The sequence below is a fragment of the Streptomyces echinatus genome, from assembly GCF_014203595.1.
In the GTDB taxonomy this organism is placed as follows: Bacteria; Actinomycetota; Actinomycetes; order Streptomycetales; family Streptomycetaceae; genus Streptomyces; species Streptomyces echinatus.
The window spans coordinates 137,668-154,281 of the sequence record NZ_JACHJK010000009.1; the positions used below are offsets into that span (position 1 = coordinate 137,668).

Consider the following 16,614-nt stretch of genomic DNA (forward strand, 5'->3'; position numbering starts at 1 on the left):
CCGCTTCGTCAGGGCATTCCTGGCTACGGCCACAGCTGCCTTTCGGGCTGGTCTTCGAACTGCGCGCTCCTCACGCTAGCCTCGGCCCCCGACAGCGGCGCGGGCTGCGCGGCGGGCGCACGAACCAAGGGGTGTCATGAGCAGGATGAGCAGGACGGACCGTCCCTATGACCTCGTGCTCTTCGGAGCCACCGGCTTCGTGGGCGCGCTCACGGCCCGCTATCTCGCCGCGCACGCGCCGGAGGACCTGCGCTGGGCGGTCGCCGGCCGCGACGAGCGGAAGCTGGAGCGGCTGCGCGAGAGCCTGCCCGGCGGCGCGGACGTCGGCGTGCTGCGGGCCGACGTGGGGGAACCGGCCACCCTGCGCGCCCTCGCCGAGCAGGGGCGCGTGGTCGCCACGACCGTGGGGCCCTACGTGCTGTACGGCGAGGAACTCGTCGCCGCCTGCGCCGACACCGGCGCCGACTACCTGGACCTCACCGGCGAGCCGGAATTCGTGGACCTGATGTACGTCCGGCACGACGCACGCGCGCGGGAGACGGGCGCCCGCCTTGTGCACGCCTGCGGTTTCGACTCGGTGCCGCACGATCTGGGCGCCTACTTCACGGTCCGGCAGCTGCCCGAGGGCGTGCCGCTCACCGTGGACGGCTATGTGACCGTGGACGCGGCCTTCTCCGGCGGCACCCTCGCCTCGGCGCTGAACCAGCTGGCCCGCGGGCGCCGCATGCTGTCGGCGGCGCGCGAGCGGGCCCGGCACGAGCCCCGGCTGCCCGGCCGCCGGGTGACGGCGCCGGCGGGCGCGCCGAGGTTCGCCGCGGAGGTCGGTGCGTGGGCGCTGCCGCTGCCCACCATCGACCCGCAGGTCGTGCGCCGTTCGGCGCGGGCGCTGGAGCGGTACGGTCCGGACTTCCGCTACCGGCACTACGCCGCCGTGAAGCGCCTGCCGGTGGCCCTCGGCGGGGTCGCCGCCGTCGGCGCGGTGGCGGCCGCGGCCCAGCTGCCGCCCGTGCGGCGCCTGCTGTCCGCCCGGCTGCAGCCGGGCGACGGACCGAGCCCGGAGAAGCGGGCGAAGAGCTGGTTCACCGTGCGGTTCGTCGGCGAGGGCGGCGGACGCCGTGTGTTCACCGAGGTCGCGGGCAAAGACCCCGGATACGACGAGACGGCCAAGATGTTCGCCGAGGCGGCGCTGTGCCTGGCCTTCGACGACCTGCCGCCGGCGGCCGGCCAGGTCACCACGGCCGAGGCGATGGGCGACGCCCTGACCGCACGGCTGCGCGCAGCCGGGATCACCTTCCGGGTGGCGGCGGAGCGCTAGGAGTGCCGTCCGGGCGGGTCGGTGCGCCGGGCCGCCCCCGGGCCGCCTCCCGCAGGGCCTGCCGGCACAGGGCGTCCGCCCGGCGCGTGGTCTCCGGGAGCCTGAACCGGGGGGTCAGCGCGAGGGTGTGCGCCAGGGCGCCGGCCAGGCTCACGCGGTGGCCGACGGAGACGAAGACGGGCTTGACGCCGTCCCGGGTGCGCAGGGCGCGCCCCACCTCCTCGGCCCCGGCGAGCAGCGGTGCGGAACTGCCCCGGGCCGGCGCCGGTTCGTCGTACGTGAACGTGAACGGGTTCTTGGCGACGCCGATGGCCGGCAGGTCCGTGAGCACGCCCAGGTGGCTCGCCAGGCCGAAACGCCGCGGGTGGGCCAGGCCGTAGCCGTCGCACACGACCAGGCCGGGCGGGCACGGCAGCCGGTCCAGGACGGCGCTGACGGTGGGCAGCTCACGGAAGGCGAGCAGCCCGGGCACGTACGGGAAGGACACCCGGCCGACGGCCGTCGCCTCCGCGACGACGTCCAGGGTGGCCGCGTCCAGCACGACGGCCGCCGCCGCGACCAGGTCCAGTTCGTCGTCGTAGGCGACGTCGACGCCCGTGACGCGGCCCGTCCCGGGCGGCGGGCCGGGCTGGCCGAGCACCACGCGTCCGCGCAGCTCGTCCTGTACGGCGCGGGCCTCTTCCTCGCTCGCGGGCCAGCCCGCGGGTACGCCAACGATCGTCATGCCGGGTGACTGTACGGGGCCGCCGCGCACCGGCGGCCCCGCGGGGGTGGGTCCGCGATCATGACCACGTCGCGTGGGGCCCGTCTCCCGTACGGCGGCCTCGGCCGTACGGGAGACGGGCCCGCGTATCCCACACCTCTTTTCGTGAACGCCTCTTTCCGTGAACGCCGCCCCGAACCGCGTCGCTCCGCGGCGGATCAGCCCTTCTTGGCGTCCAGGGCGCGCTGCAGCTCGCCCTTGTTCATGTGCGAACGGCCTTCGATACCGCGCTGCTTGGCCTCGTTGTACAGCTGGTCGCGGGTCGGGCCCTGCGGGCCCGTCCGGTTGCCGGACCGCTGGCCGCCACGCTTGCCGGACGACATGTCCTCGGTCGAGCTGCGGCTGGCGGTCTTGGACTCGCCGGAGCGGGCGCGTTCCTTGTTCACCGTCCGCGCGGCGATCTCCTCGGCGCGCCCGGTGCTCTCGCCCCGGTCCTGCGCGCTCTTCTTGATGTGCTCGTACTGACGCTCGCGCTTGGGGCTGGAACCGGCTGGCATGATCGCTCCTTTCCTTCGCGGCGGGAGACGAGTACCCGTGTCCACGGCACTTACCTCACCGTTGCGGCCGCCGTCTCACCGCTCCAGCCGTGCCGCCCGCCCCTGTTCGCCGGCCGCCCAGCAGCTCAGGTCGGGGGTGCAGGACACGGTGTCGTACGAGCCGGTGTCGATCGTCCGCCAGCTGCGGCCGCCGTCGGTGGTCAGATCGGTGCCGGTCGGGCCGACGGCCAGCGCGGCGGTGCGGCTGTGCGGCAGCCAGGCGGCACCGGAGCGGTACGCGGGCGGCGGAGTCGCGGCGGGCCGCCAGGTACGGCCGCCGTCGGCCGTGACCGCGGCGGCCTTTGGCGAGGGCTGACCGGTGCGGTAGTCGCCGCCGACCGCGAGGCCGTGGGTGCGGTCGCGGAAGGCGAGGGCGAAGACCCCCTTCGCCGGATCGGCCGCGGGAACCGGGGTGTCGGCGGCCGTCCAGGTCAGCCCGCGGTCCGCGGAGTGCAGTACGCGCGCGCGGGGGCCGCCGCCGGTGGCCAGCCAGGCGTCCTTCGGGCCGGAGGTGACCAGGCACTGGCCGCTCGCGGCGAATCCGGCCTCGCCGTCCAGGGCGGGCGGCATGCCGTCGGCGGGCAGCACCCGCCAGGTGCGTCCGCCGTCGGCGGTGGACAGGACGCGGAACCTTCCGTCCACCGGGTCGCTCAGGGCGAGTCCGTACCGGCGGTCGAAGAAGGCGAGGCAGTCGTAGAACGCCTTCGGGTCGGTGTTGCGGAAGGACTCCGTCCAGGTCGTGCCGCCGTCGTCGGTGCGGTAGACGCGGGACGCCTCGCCCTCACCGATGGCCAGCACCACCGCGCGTCGCGCGTCGAACGCCTGCACATCTCTGAACTCCAGGCCGGCCGCGCCCGGTGGAGAGACGTTCCGCCAGCTCGCGCCGCCGTCCGTGGTGCGCAGGACCGTGCCGCCGGTGCCGGCCAGCCAGGCGGTGTGCCGGTCGACGGCGGCGAGACCGCGGAAGCGGGTCTGCGGGGTCCCGGTGTCCTTCACCGCCCAGTGCGCGCCGCCCCGGCCGGCGTCCGGCTGTCCGAGTGGCCGGGCCTCGGCCGCCGGGACCGTCAGGGCGGCCAGCGCCGCCCCGCACACCACCCCCGCCGCCGCCAGCCGGTTCGCCCGTCCCCTGCGTCGCGTGCTCCCCAAGCGCCTCATGGCGGGCGAAGCTAGCCCAGTCCCCCGGCCCCGTCCAGAGGGCCCAGTGGCCGGAGCGCGGCGAGCGACGCGCGGGAACGGGGGTGCGCCGGCCATGCATGAAGGCGGTGACCGAGGTCACTCGTTCCGGGTGTGCACGCATCGGCCGTTTCCGTCGTCTCTCCCTGTGCCGGGTGCCGCACACCCGGGTGCAGTCCAGCCGTCACGAGGGAGCAAGGCGTTGTCCACCGTCATCGAGCAGCCCGTAGAGGCCCGCCTCGTCGCCGCCGCACCGCGCATGCCGAACATTCCCGCCACCCTGCGCTACGACCGGCGCGACCCGTTCGCGGTCCGCATGACGTTCCCGGCCCCGGCCACCCTGGAGGGTGTCGAGGTGTGCTGGACGTTCTCCCGTGAGCTGCTGGCGGCCGGCCTGCAGGGCCCCGAGGGCCACGGCGACGTCCGCGTGCGGCCGTACGGGTACGACCGCACGGTGCTGGAGTTCCACGCCCCGGAGGGCACCGCGATCGTGCATGTGCGCTCGGGTGAGATACGGCGGTTCCTGGAGGCGGCCGGCGACCTGGTCCCCGTCGGGCTGGAGCACCTTCAGCTCGACCTGGACCACGACCTGGCCGAGCTGATGCGGGACGCCTGCTGAGCGGCACGCGCGCGTGGACCGCGCGTCCGGCCCGGCGTCTCCCCGGTCAATTCCTTTGACAGTTCCCCCGGCCCCTCCTACGGTGTACAGCGGTTCTGTTGCCGTCGATTGGAGAAGGACGTTGCTCGTCTGAGGTCCTGAGGCACCGCGTCGCACCGGTGAGGTGTGCGCGGCGTACGACCTCGGCGTCCGAGCCGTCCCCCGGCACAGGGCCTTTTCACGTGGCCCCTCCGTGCCCAGACCTTCGGTTTCCGCCTCGCGGTGTCTCGATACGCGTCCACACCGACCGCATCTTCCTCACGAGGCGCCCATGTCTGCTTCCCTCACCTGTACCTCCCTGTCCTTCACCTGGGCCGACGGCACCGCCGTCTTCGACGGCCTGGACATCGCCTTCGGTCCCGGCAGGACCGGGCTCGTCGGTGTCAACGGATCGGGAAAGTCCACCCTGCTCAAGCTGCTGGCCGGGGAACTCGTCCCGGCCGACGGCGGTGTCAAGGCGGCCGGCGAGATCGGCTACCTCCCGCAGAACGTCACGCTCGACACCACGCTCCGCGTCGACCAGGCCCTCGGCATCGCCGAGCGGCGGGCCGCCCTGCACGCCATCGAGGCGGGCGACGTCGCCGAGGAGCACTTCGAGACCGTCGGCGACGACTGGGACGTCGAGGAGCGCGCCCTGGTCACCCTCGGCGAACTGGGCCTCGGCCACATCGGCCTGGACCGGACCGTCGGCGAGGTGTCCGGCGGCGAGTCGGTGCTGCTGCGGCTCGCCGCGCTGCTGCTGCGCCGCCCCGACATCCTGCTGCTCGACGAACCCACCAACAATCTCGACCTGTACGCGCGCCGCCGCCTCTACCAGGCCGTGGCCTCCTGGCCGGGCGTCCTGGTCGTGGTCAGCCACGACCGGGAACTGCTCGACCTGGTCGACCAGATCGCGGAGCTGCGCTCCGGGGAGGTCGCCTGGTACGGCGGCAACTTCTCGGCCTACGAGGAGGCCCTCGCCGTGGAGCAGGAGGCGGCCGAGCGGATGGTGCGGGTCGCCGAGGCCGATGTGCGCAAGCAGAAACGCGAACTGGCCGACGCCCAGGTCAAACTGGCCCGCCGCAAGCGGTACGGACAGAAGATGTACGAGCAGAAACGCGAACCGAAGATCGTCATGGGCGCACGCAAGCGCGCCGCCCAGGAGTCGGCGGGCAAGCACCGCATCATGCACGAGGAGCGGCTCGCCGAGGCCAGGGAGCGGCTGGACGACGCGGTGGAGGCCGTGCGGGACGACGACGAGATCCGTGTCGACCTGCCGTACACGGCCGTACCGCCCGGCCGGCAGGTGCTCACCCTGGAGAACCTGGAGACGGCCTGTCACGCGCGCGTGGCGGGCATCCTCGATCTCCGTGGCGCGGAGCGGATCGCGCTCGTCGGCCGCAACGGTTCCGGCAAGACGACGCTGCTGCGGACCGTCGCCGGGGAGCTGGCGCCGCTGAGCGGCACGGCGACGGCCCACGTGCCGCTCCGGTTCCTGCCGCAGCGGCTGGACGTGCTCGACGACGGCCTGTCGGTCGCCGAGAACGTGGCCCGGTTCGCGCCGGGCGCCACCAACAACCGGATCCGGGCCCGACTCGCCCGCTTCCTGTTCCGGGGCGCGCGCGCCGACCAGAAGGCGGCCACCCTCTCGGGCGGCGAGCGTTTCCGGGCGGCCCTGGCCGCGCTGATGCTCGCGGAGCCCGCGCCCCAGCTGCTGCTGCTCGACGAGCCGACCAACAACCTCGACATCGCCAGCGTCCGGCAGCTGACCACGGCTCTGGAGTCGTACGAGGGCGCGCTGATCGTGGCCAGTCACGACCTGCCGTTCCTGGAGTCGATCGGGATCACGCGGTGGCTGCTGATGGAGGGAGGAGAGCTGACCGAGACGACACCCGAGGAACTCGCGGATCCGGCCTGACCGGCCGGCCGGGGTCTCAGGAGGGGCACAGCCCGGCAACGACGGGTTTTGCCCTGGCCGGGGCGCCCTGCATGATGACGGACCGGCGCCTTGTGCGAGGCGCCGGACACCGCACCAGCCCGCCGACCGATTCGAAAGGTCCCTCGTGCCCAGCAAGAAGGCCCTCGTCCGCCGCCCCGGCCCCCGCCTCGCCGACGGTCTGGTGACGCACATCGAACGGGAGAAGGTGGATGCCGGGCTCGCCGGCGAGCAGTGGGAGGCCTATGTCGAGGCCCTGCGCACGCACGGCTGGGAGACGATCGAGGTCGACCCGGCCGACGACTGCCCGGACTCGGTGTTCGTCGAGGACACCGTCGTGATGTACCGGAACGTGGCCCTGATCACGCGGCCGGGCGCCGAGTCCCGGCGGGCGGAGACCGCCGGTGTGGAGGAGGCGGTGGCCCGCCTCGGCTGTTCGGTGAACTGGATCTGGGAGCCGGGCACGCTGGACGGCGGTGACGTCCTGAAGGTCGGCGACACCGTGTACGTCGGCCGCGGCGGGCGGACGAACGCGGTCGGCGTGCAGCAGCTGCGGGCGGCCTTCGAGCCGCTGGGCGCACGCGTGGTGGCCGTGCCCGTGAGCAAGGTGCTGCACCTGAAGTCGGCGGTGACCGCGCTGCCCGACGGCACCGTGATCGGGCACATCCCGAAGGTGGACCGGCCGTCGCTGTTCCCCGGCTTCCTGTCGGTGCCGGAGGAGGCCGGCGCGCACGTGGTGCTGCTCGGCGGCGGCAAGCTGCTGATGGCGGCGAGCGCCCCGAAGACGGCGGAGCTGCTGAGCGATCTCGGCCACGACGTGGTGACGGTCGACATCAGCGAGTTCGAGAAGCTGGAGGGCTGTGTGACCTGTCTCTCCGTGCGCCTGCGGGAGCTGTACACCTGACCGGGTGAACCTGTCGCGTCGACAGCCCCGGGACCTGCGGGTCCCGGGGCTTCGCGGCATGCCGGTCAAGGGGCCGCGCGGGTGGGCTGATCAGCGATTCTTTACGGTCGCCTTAACCTACGGCTTCGTAACCTACGGGCTCGTAGCCTACGATCACGTAGGTTTCCGGCACCGCTCGCCGGACCTCCCCTCCCCTTTCCCCTGGTTCAGCGTCCCCTGGAGTTCCCGTGACGATCACCTCCCCTCACCTCGGCAGCCCGTCCGTGTGGACCGACGCGCGGCTGCTGTACGCACTGGAGGAAGTGGTCGAGAAGGAGCTGAACCGGCATCTGGCGGTCGCCAAGGACTGGATGCCGCACGAGTACGTGCCGTGGAGCGACGCCCGCAACTTCCCCGGCCTCTTCGAGGACGGTGAGGCCTGGGACAAGGAGCAGTCCCAGGTGACCGAGATCGGCCGGATCGCCCTCGTGGTCAACCTGCTGACCGAGGACAACCTTCCGAGCTACCACCACGAGATCGCCTCGCTCTTCGGGCGCAACGGCGCCTGGGGCACCTGGGTGCACCGCTGGACGGCCGAGGAGGGCCGGCACGGCATCGTGATGCGGGACTACCTGCTGGCCTCGCGCGCCGTGGACCCGGACAAGCTGGAGCAGTTCCGCATGTCGCACATGAGCGAGGGCTTCGAGTCCGACAACCGGCACTCCATGCTGCACTCGATCGCCTACGTCGCCTTCCAGGAGCTGGCCACCCGCATCTCGCACCGCAACACCGGCCACCAGTCCGGGGACCCGGTCTGCGACCGCATGCTGGCCCGCATCGCGACCGACGAGAACCTGCACATGGTCTTCTACCGCAACCTGCTCAGGGCCGCGTTCGAGCTCGCCCCCGACCTGACCATGCAGGCGGTCCGGGACGTCGTGGTGAACTTCCGGATGCCCGGTCACGGCATCCCCGGCTTCGAGCGGGCCGCCGCGCAGATGGCGATCGGCGAGGTCTACAACCTGCGCATCCACCACGACGACGTGCTGCAGCCGGTGCTGCGCTTCCTGAAGATCATGGAGATCGACGGCCTCGGTCCCGAGGGGCGCCAGGCACAGGAGGAGCTCGGCCTGTTCATGGGCGGACTCGACGCGGAGGCCTCGAAGTTCGACGAGAAGCTGGCCGCGCGCAAGGCCCGGATGGCCGCGCGCGCCGGGGGCTGACGCCCCGCGAGGGAGGTGTCAGGGGGCGGTGCGCCGGATGGCGAGCCGCTCCTTCTCCGACAGGCCGCCCCAGACACCGAACCGCTCGTCGTTGGAGAGCGCGTAGTCCAGACAGGCGGGGCGCAGCTCGCACATGGCGCAGATGCGTTTCGCCTCGCGCACCGAGCTGCCGGGCTCGGGGAAGAAGAAGTCCGGCCCGGTCTGCGCGCACAGGGCCTGTGCCTGCCAGGTGTCGTCGGCCGGGGTGATGGTTTCGATGTGCATGGCCAGGAGCCTGCCCCACACCGAAAAACGTTCGATCAACGCCGGCTCAACGGCGGCCCCGGAGCCTGCGGCCGCCCCGATGATGCTCCCGCGGGGCCGGCGCGCGCACGGCGGCGCGCGGAGCGGTGCGAAAACCGTGAGAACCCGTGCCGTCACGCCGGGCGAGAGCGGCTGGGGACCGGCGGCTAGGCGGAGGCGCGGCGTATCAGGGTGGTCGGCAGGATCACGCCGCTGCCGGGTGCGCCCTCGGCGTAGCCGGCGCCGGCCGGCGGGTGCTCCCGGACCCGGCCGTCGGTCAGGCCCCGCAGCAGCAGGCGTGCCATCAGCCGGCCCATCTCCTCGATGTCCTGACGGACCGTCGTCAGCGGTGGATCGGTCTGCTCGGCGACCGGCACCATGTCGTCGAAACCGACCACGGCCACGTCCTCGGGCACACGCCGGCCGTTCTCCCGCAGCACCCGCAGGGCGCCCAGCGCCGTGAGGTCGTTGGCGGCGAACACGGCGTCGACGTCCGGGCAGCGGCCGAGGAGTTCGCGCATGGCGCGCTCGCCGCCGGCCGGGGTGAAGTCGCTCTCCACGACCAGCCGGGGATCGCTCTCCCCCAGGACGTCGGCCATGACGTCCCGGTAGCCGTCGAGCCGGTCCACCGCCGACGTCTGGTCCAGCGCGCCGGTGATGTGCGCGACGCGCCGGCGGCCGAGGTCCACGAGATGCCGTACCGCCGTGTGCGCCCCGCCCCGGTTGTCGCAGTCGACATAGACCACGCCCCGGTCCTGCGCCCCCGCCCGGCCGGAGCCGTCGGTCCCGGAGGCCTCGCCCCAGTCGGGGCGCCCGCCGAACACGGTGCGCACACCGGCGTCGCGGATGAGACCGGGCAGCGGGTCGTCCAGGTGCAGGGAGAAGACGAGCGCGCCGTCGACATGTCCGCCGGCGAGATAGCGGGCCACGCGCGCGTGGTCGGCACGGCCCTCGGTGAGCAGCAGCACCAGCTGGTTGTCGTGCGCGGTCAGCTCCTTGCTGATGCCCCGTAGCTGCAGTGCGAAGAAGGGGTCGGCGAAGACCCGGCTCTCGGGCTCGGCGATGACGACCGCGACGGCGTCGTGCCGCCGGGTGACGAGGCTGCGCGCCGCCTGGTTGGGGACGTAGCCCAGTTCCTCCACGGCCCGCCGGACCCGCTCGGCCAAGGGCTCGCGGACCCCGTCGCCGCCGTTGACCACCCGTGAGACGGTGGCCCGGGAGACGCCGGCCCGTGCGGCCACGGCCTCCAGGGTGGGACGCGACACTGCCTCGGTCACTTCGGCACTCCTCATCGGCGGCTGGCGATCAGGATAGCCGCGGGGTCCCGGTCCGGCCGGTGCCCGAACGCACCGGTCCCGGCCGGCTCGGCCCGGGCGCCTCACGGCACCGCGTCAGGACTTCGGTTCGCGGCGGGCCCGGCTCGGCTGGACGCGCTTGGGCTCGCCGGGCATCTTCGGGTACTCCGGCGGGTACGGCAGGTCGCCCAGGCCGTGGTCGTGCTCGTCGCGCCGGGCCAGTTCCAGCAGCGCGTCCAGGGAGTAGGCGTGGTCGTCCATGTCGGCGTGCACGTCGCCGAGTTCGGCGAACCGGCCCGGCATGGTGGCGAGGTCGAAGTCGCGGGGATGGGCGACACCGACCTCCTCCCAGCGCAGCGGCGCCGAGACGGGGGCGTACGGGCGGGGCCGGACGGAGTAGGCGGAGGCGATGGTGCGGTCGCGGGCGGTCTGGTTGTAGTCCAGGAAGATGCGTTCGCCGCGCTCCTCCTTCCACCACTTGATGGTCACCCGCTCGGGCATCCTGCGCTCCATCTCCCGGCCGACCGCGATCGCCGCGCGGCGCACCTGGGTGAAGGTCCAGCGCGGTTCGATGGGGACGAAGACGTGCAGGCCCCGGCCGCCCGAGGTCTTGGGCCAGCCGCGCAGCCCGCCGAACTCGTCCAGGACGGCCCGGAGTTCACCGGCGGCGCGGGCCGCGTCGGCGTAGTCGGTGCCGGGCTGCGGGTCGAGGTCGATGCGGAGTTCGTCGGGGTGGTCGACATCGGCGGCACGGACCGGCCAGGGGTGGAAGGTGAGGGTGCCGTACTGGGCGGCCCACACCACGGCGGCCTCCTCGGTCGGGCACATCTCGTCGGCGCTGCGCCCGCTGGGGAAGGTGATGTGGGCGGTCGGGATCCAGTCGGGCATGCCCTTGGGGGCCCGCTTCTGGTAGAACCACTCGCCGCCGACGCCGTCCGGGTAGCGCTCCAGGGTGGTGGGGCGGTCGCGCAGGGCGCGCAGGATGCCGGGGGCGACGGACGCGTAGTACCGGGCGAGGTCCAGCTTGGTGAAACCACGCTCCGGGAAGAACACCTTGTCCGGGCTGGACAGCCGTACGGTGCGGCCGCCCACCTCCAGTTCCACCGCAGCACCCATGCGGCAACGGTAGGCGTAGCGCGCATTCCCCGCACACCGGGCGAACCCGTGTGCATGCGAGCAGAATCGGTTCCATGGATCTTCCCGTCATGCCGCCCGTGAAGCCGATGCTCGCCAAGTCGGTGGCGAGGATCCCGCCGGGGATGCACTACGAGGCGAAGTGGGACGGTTTCCGGGCGATCGTGTTCCGGGACGGGGCCGAGGTCGAGCTGGGCAGCCGTACCGGCAAGCCGCTGACCAGGTACTTCCCCGAGCTCGTGGAGGCGCTGAGGGCGCGGGTGCCGAAGCGGTGCGTGCTGGACGGGGAGATCGTGATCGCGCGCGACGGCAGGCTGGACTTCGACGCGCTGACCGAGCGGATCCACCCGGCGGCCTCCCGGGTCAGGACGCTGGCCGAGCGGACCCCGGCCTCCTTCGTCGCCTTCGACCTGCTCGCGCTGGACGACCACGCCCTGCTCGACGTGGAGCTGACCGACCGCCGCGCCCTGCTGGACCGTGCCCTCGCCGGCGCGACCCCGCCCGTGCATCTGGCGCCCGCGACGACCGACCTCGAGGTGGCCCGCCAGTGGTTCGAGCAGTTCGAGGGAGCCGGTCTCGACGGAGTCGTCGCCAAGCCGCTCACCCTGCACTACCTGCAGGACGAACGGGCCATGTACAAGATCAAGCACGAGCGGACGGCGGACGTCGTCGTCGCCGGGTACCGCTTCCACAAGTCCGGCCCGGTGGTCGGCTCGCTGCTGCTGGGGCTCTACGACGAACACGGCCGGCTCCAGCACGTGGGGGTGTCGGCGGCCTTCGCCATGAAGCGGCGCGCCGAGCTGGTGGAGGAGCTGGAGCCGCTGCGCATGGACGACGCGTCCGGGCATCCGTGGGCCGCCTGGACGGAGGAGGCCGCGCACGAGACGGCCCGGCTGCCGGGCGCGCCCAGCCGCTGGTCCGGCAAGAAGGACCTGTCCTGGGTGCCGGTCCGCCCGGAGCGGGTCGCCGAGGTGGCGTACGACCACATGGAGAACGGGCAGCGGTTCCGGCACACGGCCCGCTTCCGCCGCTGGCGCCCGGACCGTACGCCGGAGAGCTGCACGTACGCCCAGCTGGAGGAGCCGGTGCGCTACGACCTGGCGGAGATCCTCGGCGAGAGGGACCGCGACTGAGCCTACGGCTACGGCTACGGCTACGGCTGCATGACGACCTTGACAGCGCCGTCCTGCTTGCGCTGGAACATCTCGTACGCGTGCGGGGCCTCCGCCAGCGGCAGCCGGTGGGTGGCGAAGTCGTCCACGCCGAGCGGATCCTCGTCCGTCAGGTAGGGCATGATCACGTCGGTCCAGCGGCGGACGTTGGCCTGCCCCATGCGCAGCTGGATCTGCTTGTCGAAGAGGGTGAGCAGCGGCATCGGGTCGGCCATGCCGCCGTAGACACCGCTGAGCGAGATCGTGCCACCGCGGCGGACCAGGTCGATGGCCATGTAGAGGGCACCCATCCGGTCGACGCTGAAGCGTTCGGCGAGCGGGCCGCTGAGCTTGCGCGGCATCAGCGCGGCGGTCTGCTGGATGAGCTTGGCGGCGTGGCTCCCGTGGGCCTCGGTGCCGACGGCGTCGATGACGGCGTCCGGTCCCCGGCCGGCGGTCTCGTCCTGGATCGCGTGCACCAGCGCCTTCTCGTCGTCGAAGGCCCTGAGGTCGTACGTCTGCACACCGCGCCGGTTCGCCCGGGCGAGCCGCTCCGGGACCAGGTCGACGCCGAAGACCCGCTCGGCGCCGCGTGCCTTGGCGATCCGGCAGGCCATGTCGCCGATCGGCCCAAGGCCGAGCACGGCGAGGGTGCCGCCGGGCGGGACGGCGGCGTACTCGACGGCCTGCCAGGCGGTGGGCAGCACGTCGGAGAGGTAGAGGAACCGGTCGTCCGACGGCCCCTCGGGCACCTTGATCGGGCCGAACTGGGCCTGCGGAACGCGCAGATACTCGGCCTGCCCGCCGGGTACGGCGCCGTACAGACGGGTGTAGCCGAACAGTGCGGCACCCATGCCCTCGCCGGTAACCTGCGTGGTCTCGCACTGGGTGAACAGCCCGGTGTCGCACATGAAGCAGTGCCCGCAGGCGATCTGGAACGGCACGACGACACGGTCGCCGGGCCGCAGGTTCGTCACCTCGGAGCCGACTTCCTCCACGATCCCCATGGGCTCGTGACCGAGGATGTCACCCGGGGTCATGAACGGGGTGAGCACCTCGTACAGGTGCAGGTCGGAGCCGCACAGTCCGGTGGAGGTGATCCGGATGACGGCGTCCGTGGGTTCCTCGATGCGCGGGTCGGGCACGTCCTCCACCCGGACGTCCCGTTTTCCCTGCCAGGTGACTGCCTTCATGGGTCGCGCTCCCTTGGTCACGTTCGGCTGCGTCCCGTGTGCGGTGGCGCCCGGGTACCCGTGCCCCCTGTCGTCGAACCCCGGTGCGTTCAGCCCTGGGCGGCCAGTGGCCCGGCCGGGTCGCGCAGGCCCTCGGCCGCGTCGGCGACCCGGCCGATCAGGTCGAAGAACACGGTCCGTTCCTCGGCGGACAGGGGGGCGAGGAACACCTGGTTCATCCGCGCGGTGCGCACGGTCAGCTTGCGGTGGGTGCGCAGCCCCTCGTCGGTGAGGCGGAGCAGGAAGCGCCGGCCGTCCCGCGGGTCTCGCTCCTTGTGCAGCAGCCCGCGGCGGTCGAGGCGGCTGATGACCTCGGCGATGGTCGACCGGTCCAGGCCCACCCGCTCCCCCACGGTCCGCTGGTCGAGTCCCGGCTCGGCGACGAGCGCGTTCAGGACCGCGAACTGCGGCGAGGTGATCTCCTCCGAGACCATCGTGTTCCACAGCAGGTAGTGCGCCTGCTGGAGCCGCCGGGCCAGGTGCCCGGGATGGGTGGCGAGGTCCACCGCGGCCATGTGCACTCCCCTGATCGATCCGTACGTGGACTGAACAATACCCGGCAGCCGGACCGGCCGTCCCTCTCGGTCGTCCTGTCACGGCGCGGCTCTTGACGGCTTCCGGCTCCGGTGGGAGCGTGAGCGGCACCTCGCTGAAATACTCAGTGCGCTGACTATCGGTCGGGTACGGGTGAACCGGAGAGACGGAGCATCACGGATGGACAAGGTGGTCGCCACGGCCGTGGATGCGGTGGCCGATGTGCCGGACGGCGCCTCCCTCGCCGTCGGCGGGTTCGGGCTCAGTGGTGTGCCGAACGTGCTGATCCAGGCGTTGTACGAGCGCGGCGCCGGCGGGCTGAGCGTGGTGTCGAACAACTGCGGCGCGATGGAGTCCGGGCTGGCGGTGCTGCTGGCCGCGGGGCGGATCGCCCGGGTGACCGGCTCCTACATCGGCGCCAACAAGGAGTTCGCCCGCCAGTATCTGGCCGGTGAGCTGGAGGTCGAGCTGATCCCGCAGGGGACGCTGGCCGAGCGGCTGCGCGCCGGCGGCGCCGGCATCCCCGCCTTCTACACGCCGGCCGGGGTCGGCACCCAGGTCGCCGAGGGCGGACTGCCCTGGCGCTACGACGGATCCGGCGGGGTCGCGCTGGCCTCGCCTCCGAAGGAGGTGCGGGAGTTCGACGGCGTGGAGTACGTGCTGGAGCGGGGCATCCGCACGGACTTCGCGCTGGTCAGGGCCGCGAAGGGGGACCGGCACGGCAACCTCGTCTTCCACAGGTCCACCCGCAACTTCAATCCGCTCGCCGCCATGGCCGGCCGGATCACGATCGCGGAGGTGGAGGAGCTGGTCGAGCCGGGCGAGATCGACCCGGACGCGGTGCACGTGCCGGGGATCTTCGTGCGGCGGGTCGTGGCGCTCACCCCCGAGCAGGCGGCGGACAAGCGGATCGAGCGGCGGACGGTGAGCGGCTGATGGCCTGGACACGCGAGGAGATGGCCGCCCGCGCGGCCCGCGAGCTGCGGGACGGCCAGTACGTCAACCTCGGCATCGGTCTGCCGACGCTGATCCCGAACCACCTCCCCGACGGGGTCGAGGTGGTGCTGGAGTCGGAGAACGGCATCCTGGGCACGGGCCCGTACCCCGCCGAGGACCGGGTCGACCCCGATCTGATCAACGCCGGCAAGGAGACCGTGACCGTCCTGCCGGGCGCGTCCTTCTTCGACTCGGCGCTGTCCTTCGCGATGATCCGGGGCGGGCACATCGACGTGGCCGTGCTCGGCGCGATGCAGGTGTCCGCCGGTGGCGACCTGGCCAACTGGGCCGTGCCGGGCAAGCTGATCACCGGGATCGGCGGCGCGATGGACCTGGTGCACGGCGCCCGCCAGGTGATCGTGGTGATGACACACACCGCTAAGGACGGCTCGGCGAAGATCCTCAAGGAGTGCACGCTGCCGCTCACGGGCAAGGCGTGTGTGAACCGGGTCATCACCGACCTGGCCGTGCTGGACGTCACGGACGCGGGGCTGAGGCTGATCGAGACGGCGCCGGGTGTGCGCGTGGACGACGTTCTCGCCCGGACCGACGCGGAACTGAGCATCGCGGAGAAGCTGCTGAACCCTGTTCACACCGTCGACGCGGTACGCACCCCGACCGGCCGCCACCACAGCACCCCGTCCGCCGTCCGCCCCGACGACCTGGCCGCCCACACCCTCCGCGCCCCCTCCGGTGCCCGGCCCGCCGGCATCGTCCTGGAACGACAAGGAAACGTCGACACCGCCATGGCTCTCACCCAGCAGGACATCGACCAGGAGATCGCGGCCGGGCACGCCGCCTACGCCGAGCGCCTCGCCGACGGCGCCCCCGTCGAGCACCATCCGCGCCGCGACTACCCGCCCTACCGCTCCTCCGTGCTGCGCCACCCCAGGCAGCCGCCGGTCGCCATCGACACCGCCCGGGACCCGGAACTGGTGGAGCTGCACTCCCCCGCCTTCGGGGAGCGCGACATCACCGAGACCGACGACGACCTCACCCGGCAGCACCGGGGCGAGCCGGTCGGCGAGCGGATCACCGTCTCCGGGCGGCTGCTGGACCGCGGCGGGCGCCCGGTCCGCGGCCAGCTGATCGAGATCTGGCAGGCCAACGCGGCCGGCCGCTACGCCCATCAGCGTGAACAGCACGACGCCCCGCTGGACCCGAACTTCACCGGTGCCGGCCGCACCCTCACCGACGCCGACGGCCACTACCGCTTCACCACCGTCCGGCCCGGCCCCTACCCGTGGCGCAACCACGTGGGCGCCTGGCGGCCCGCCCACATCCACTTCTCGGTGTTCGGTTCGGCGTTCACCCAGCGGCTGGTGACGCAGATGTACTTCCCGAACGACCCGCTGTTCCGGTACGACCCGATCCTGCAGTCGGTGACGGACGACGCGGCCCGGCAGCGGCTGGTCGCCACCTACGACCACGGCCTGTCGGTGCCGGAGTTCTCCCTCGGCTACCGGTGGGACATCGTGCTGGACGGCCCGGCCGCCACCTGGACCGAGGAAGGACGCTGACCGC

16 protein-coding genes and 1 pseudogene are annotated in these 16,614 nt (G+C 72.7%); 9 read left to right on the plus strand and 8 right to left on the minus strand.

From position 1 onward, the window contains the following. The first annotated feature begins 136 nt into the window (after positions 1-136). Entirely contained in the window at positions 137-1,315 is a 1,179-nt protein-coding gene (locus FHS34_RS24885; RefSeq protein ID WP_184969180.1) for a saccharopine dehydrogenase family protein, read from the plus strand. Here FHS34_RS24885 and FHS34_RS24890 read toward each other — a convergent pair. From FHS34_RS24890 to FHS34_RS24900, 3 genes are all read right to left on the minus strand, one after another. Continuing rightward, the gene (locus FHS34_RS24890; protein WP_184969182.1) at positions 1,287-2,039 is read right to left on the minus strand and encodes an endonuclease V; all 753 of its coding nucleotides are present in this window, start codon (positions 2,037-2,039) and stop codon (positions 1,287-1,289) included. The genes FHS34_RS24885 and FHS34_RS24890 overlap by 29 nt on opposite strands. A 197-nt stretch (positions 2,040-2,236) precedes the next feature. After that, the gene (locus tag FHS34_RS24895; RefSeq protein ID WP_184969184.1) at positions 2,237-2,575 is read right to left on the minus strand and encodes a plasmid stabilization protein; all 339 of its coding nucleotides are present in this window, start codon (positions 2,573-2,575) and stop codon (positions 2,237-2,239) included. Positions 2,576-2,650: 75 nt separating this feature from the next. Next, complete coding sequence (locus FHS34_RS24900; protein ID WP_372478612.1) at positions 2,651-3,769, minus strand: WD40/YVTN/BNR-like repeat-containing protein; 1,119 nt, start codon at positions 3,767-3,769, stop codon at positions 2,651-2,653. Positions 3,770-3,989: 220 nt separating this feature from the next. On the opposite strand from FHS34_RS24900, the gene ssgD reads away from it, so the two are divergent. The 4 genes from ssgD (at position 3,990) to FHS34_RS24920 (ending at position 8,466) form a co-directional block, all read left to right on the plus strand. After that, complete coding sequence (ssgD, locus tag FHS34_RS24905; protein ID WP_184969186.1) at positions 3,990-4,406, plus strand: spore wall synthesis regulator SsgD; 417 nt, start codon at positions 3,990-3,992, stop codon at positions 4,404-4,406. 310 nt (positions 4,407-4,716) lie between these two features. After that, on the plus strand, positions 4,717-6,342 hold the full coding sequence (locus FHS34_RS24910) for an ABC-F family ATP-binding cassette domain-containing protein (protein WP_184969188.1): 1,626 nt from the start codon (positions 4,717-4,719) through the stop codon (positions 6,340-6,342). A 145-nt stretch (positions 6,343-6,487) separates the two neighbouring features. Next, a complete protein-coding gene (gene ddaH, locus FHS34_RS24915; RefSeq protein ID WP_184969190.1) occupies positions 6,488-7,264 on the plus strand; it encodes a dimethylargininase in 777 nt (258 codons plus the stop codon). 227 nt (positions 7,265-7,491) lie between these two features. Next, on the plus strand, positions 7,492-8,466 hold the full coding sequence (locus tag FHS34_RS24920; RefSeq protein WP_184969192.1) for an acyl-ACP desaturase: 975 nt from the start codon (positions 7,492-7,494) through the stop codon (positions 8,464-8,466). 18 nt (positions 8,467-8,484) lie between these two features. On the opposite strand, the gene FHS34_RS24925 is transcribed toward FHS34_RS24920, so the two are convergent. From FHS34_RS24925 to ligD, 3 genes are all read right to left on the minus strand, one after another. Beyond that, positions 8,485-8,730, minus strand: coding sequence for a WhiB family transcriptional regulator (locus FHS34_RS24925; RefSeq protein WP_184969194.1), 246 nt, complete (start codon positions 8,728-8,730; stop codon positions 8,485-8,487). 185 nt (positions 8,731-8,915) lie between these two features. Next, the gene (locus tag FHS34_RS24930; RefSeq protein ID WP_184969196.1) at positions 8,916-10,025 is read right to left on the minus strand and encodes a LacI family DNA-binding transcriptional regulator; all 1,110 of its coding nucleotides are present in this window, start codon (positions 10,023-10,025) and stop codon (positions 8,916-8,918) included. A 114-nt stretch (positions 10,026-10,139) separates the two neighbouring features. Beyond that, positions 10,140-11,159 carry a non-homologous end-joining DNA ligase gene (ligD, locus tag FHS34_RS24935; RefSeq protein ID WP_184969198.1) on the minus strand — a complete coding sequence of 340 codons (1,020 nt, stop codon included), beginning with the start codon at positions 11,157-11,159 and terminating at the stop codon, positions 10,140-10,142. A 74-nt stretch (positions 11,160-11,233) separates the two neighbouring features. Here ligD and FHS34_RS24940 point away from each other — a divergent pair, with 74 nt between their 5' ends. Beyond that, positions 11,234-12,310 (plus strand): ATP-dependent DNA ligase, encoded by a 1,077-nt coding sequence (locus FHS34_RS24940; protein WP_184969200.1) that lies wholly within the window; start codon positions 11,234-11,236, stop codon positions 12,308-12,310. Between the two features lie 20 nt (positions 12,311-12,330). Here the strand turns inward: FHS34_RS24940 and FHS34_RS24945 are convergent, their stop codons facing one another. Beyond that, positions 12,331-13,521 (minus strand): zinc-dependent alcohol dehydrogenase, encoded by a 1,191-nt coding sequence (locus FHS34_RS24945; RefSeq protein ID WP_184969202.1) that lies wholly within the window; start codon positions 13,519-13,521, stop codon positions 12,331-12,333. A gap of 89 nt (positions 13,522-13,610) precedes the next feature. Then, complete coding sequence (locus FHS34_RS24950; protein WP_184969204.1) at positions 13,611-14,075, minus strand: MarR family winged helix-turn-helix transcriptional regulator; 465 nt, start codon at positions 14,073-14,075, stop codon at positions 13,611-13,613. Positions 14,076-14,274: 199 nt separating this feature from the next. On the opposite strand from FHS34_RS24950, the gene FHS34_RS24955 reads away from it, so the two are divergent. The 3 genes and pseudogenes from FHS34_RS24955 (at position 14,275) to pcaH (ending at position 16,610) form a co-directional block, all read left to right on the plus strand. Then, positions 14,275-15,030 carry a CoA transferase subunit A gene (locus tag FHS34_RS24955; RefSeq protein WP_184969206.1) on the plus strand — a complete coding sequence of 252 codons (756 nt, stop codon included), beginning with the start codon at positions 14,275-14,277 and terminating at the stop codon, positions 15,028-15,030. Beyond that, positions 15,030-15,668, plus strand: a pseudogene (locus FHS34_RS24960) (CoA transferase subunit B); the annotation flags it as partial. The gene FHS34_RS24955 and the pseudogene FHS34_RS24960, both read left to right, overlap by 1 nt. A 168-nt stretch (positions 15,669-15,836) precedes the next feature. Further along, positions 15,837-16,610: a protocatechuate 3,4-dioxygenase subunit beta gene (pcaH, locus tag FHS34_RS24965; RefSeq protein ID WP_184969630.1), complete on the plus strand. Its 774-nt coding sequence runs from the start codon at positions 15,837-15,839 to the stop codon at positions 16,608-16,610. Positions 16,611-16,614 lie beyond the last annotated feature (4 nt).

Excerpts from the sequence above, each read along its gene's own strand:
- FHS34_RS24885 (WP_184969180.1), top strand. The coding sequence starts at position 137 with ATGAGCAGGATGAGCAGGACGGACCGTCCCTATGACCTCGTGCTCTTC.
- FHS34_RS24890 (WP_184969182.1), bottom strand. The coding sequence starts at position 2,039 with ATGACGATCGTTGGCGTACCCGCGGGCTGGCCCGCGAGCGAGGAAGAG.
- FHS34_RS24895 (WP_184969184.1), bottom strand. The coding sequence starts at position 2,575 with ATGCCAGCCGGTTCCAGCCCCAAGCGCGAGCGTCAGTACGAGCACATC.
- FHS34_RS24900 (WP_372478612.1), bottom strand. The coding sequence starts at position 3,769 with ATGAGGCGCTTGGGGAGCACGCGACGCAGGGGACGGGCGAACCGGCTG.
- FHS34_RS24910 (WP_184969188.1), top strand. The coding sequence starts at position 4,717 with ATGTCTGCTTCCCTCACCTGTACCTCCCTGTCCTTCACCTGGGCCGAC.
- FHS34_RS24925 (WP_184969194.1), bottom strand. The coding sequence starts at position 8,730 with ATGCACATCGAAACCATCACCCCGGCCGACGACACCTGGCAGGCACAG.
- ligD (WP_184969198.1), bottom strand. The coding sequence starts at position 11,159 with ATGGGTGCTGCGGTGGAACTGGAGGTGGGCGGCCGCACCGTACGGCTG.
- FHS34_RS24940 (WP_184969200.1), top strand. The coding sequence starts at position 11,234 with ATGGATCTTCCCGTCATGCCGCCCGTGAAGCCGATGCTCGCCAAGTCG.
- FHS34_RS24945 (WP_184969202.1), bottom strand. The coding sequence starts at position 13,521 with ATGAAGGCAGTCACCTGGCAGGGAAAACGGGACGTCCGGGTGGAGGAC.
- FHS34_RS24950 (WP_184969204.1), bottom strand. The coding sequence starts at position 14,075 with ATGGCCGCGGTGGACCTCGCCACCCATCCCGGGCACCTGGCCCGGCGG.
- FHS34_RS24955 (WP_184969206.1), top strand. The coding sequence starts at position 14,275 with ATGGACAAGGTGGTCGCCACGGCCGTGGATGCGGTGGCCGATGTGCCG.
- pcaH (WP_184969630.1), top strand. The coding sequence starts at position 15,837 with ATGGCTCTCACCCAGCAGGACATCGACCAGGAGATCGCGGCCGGGCAC.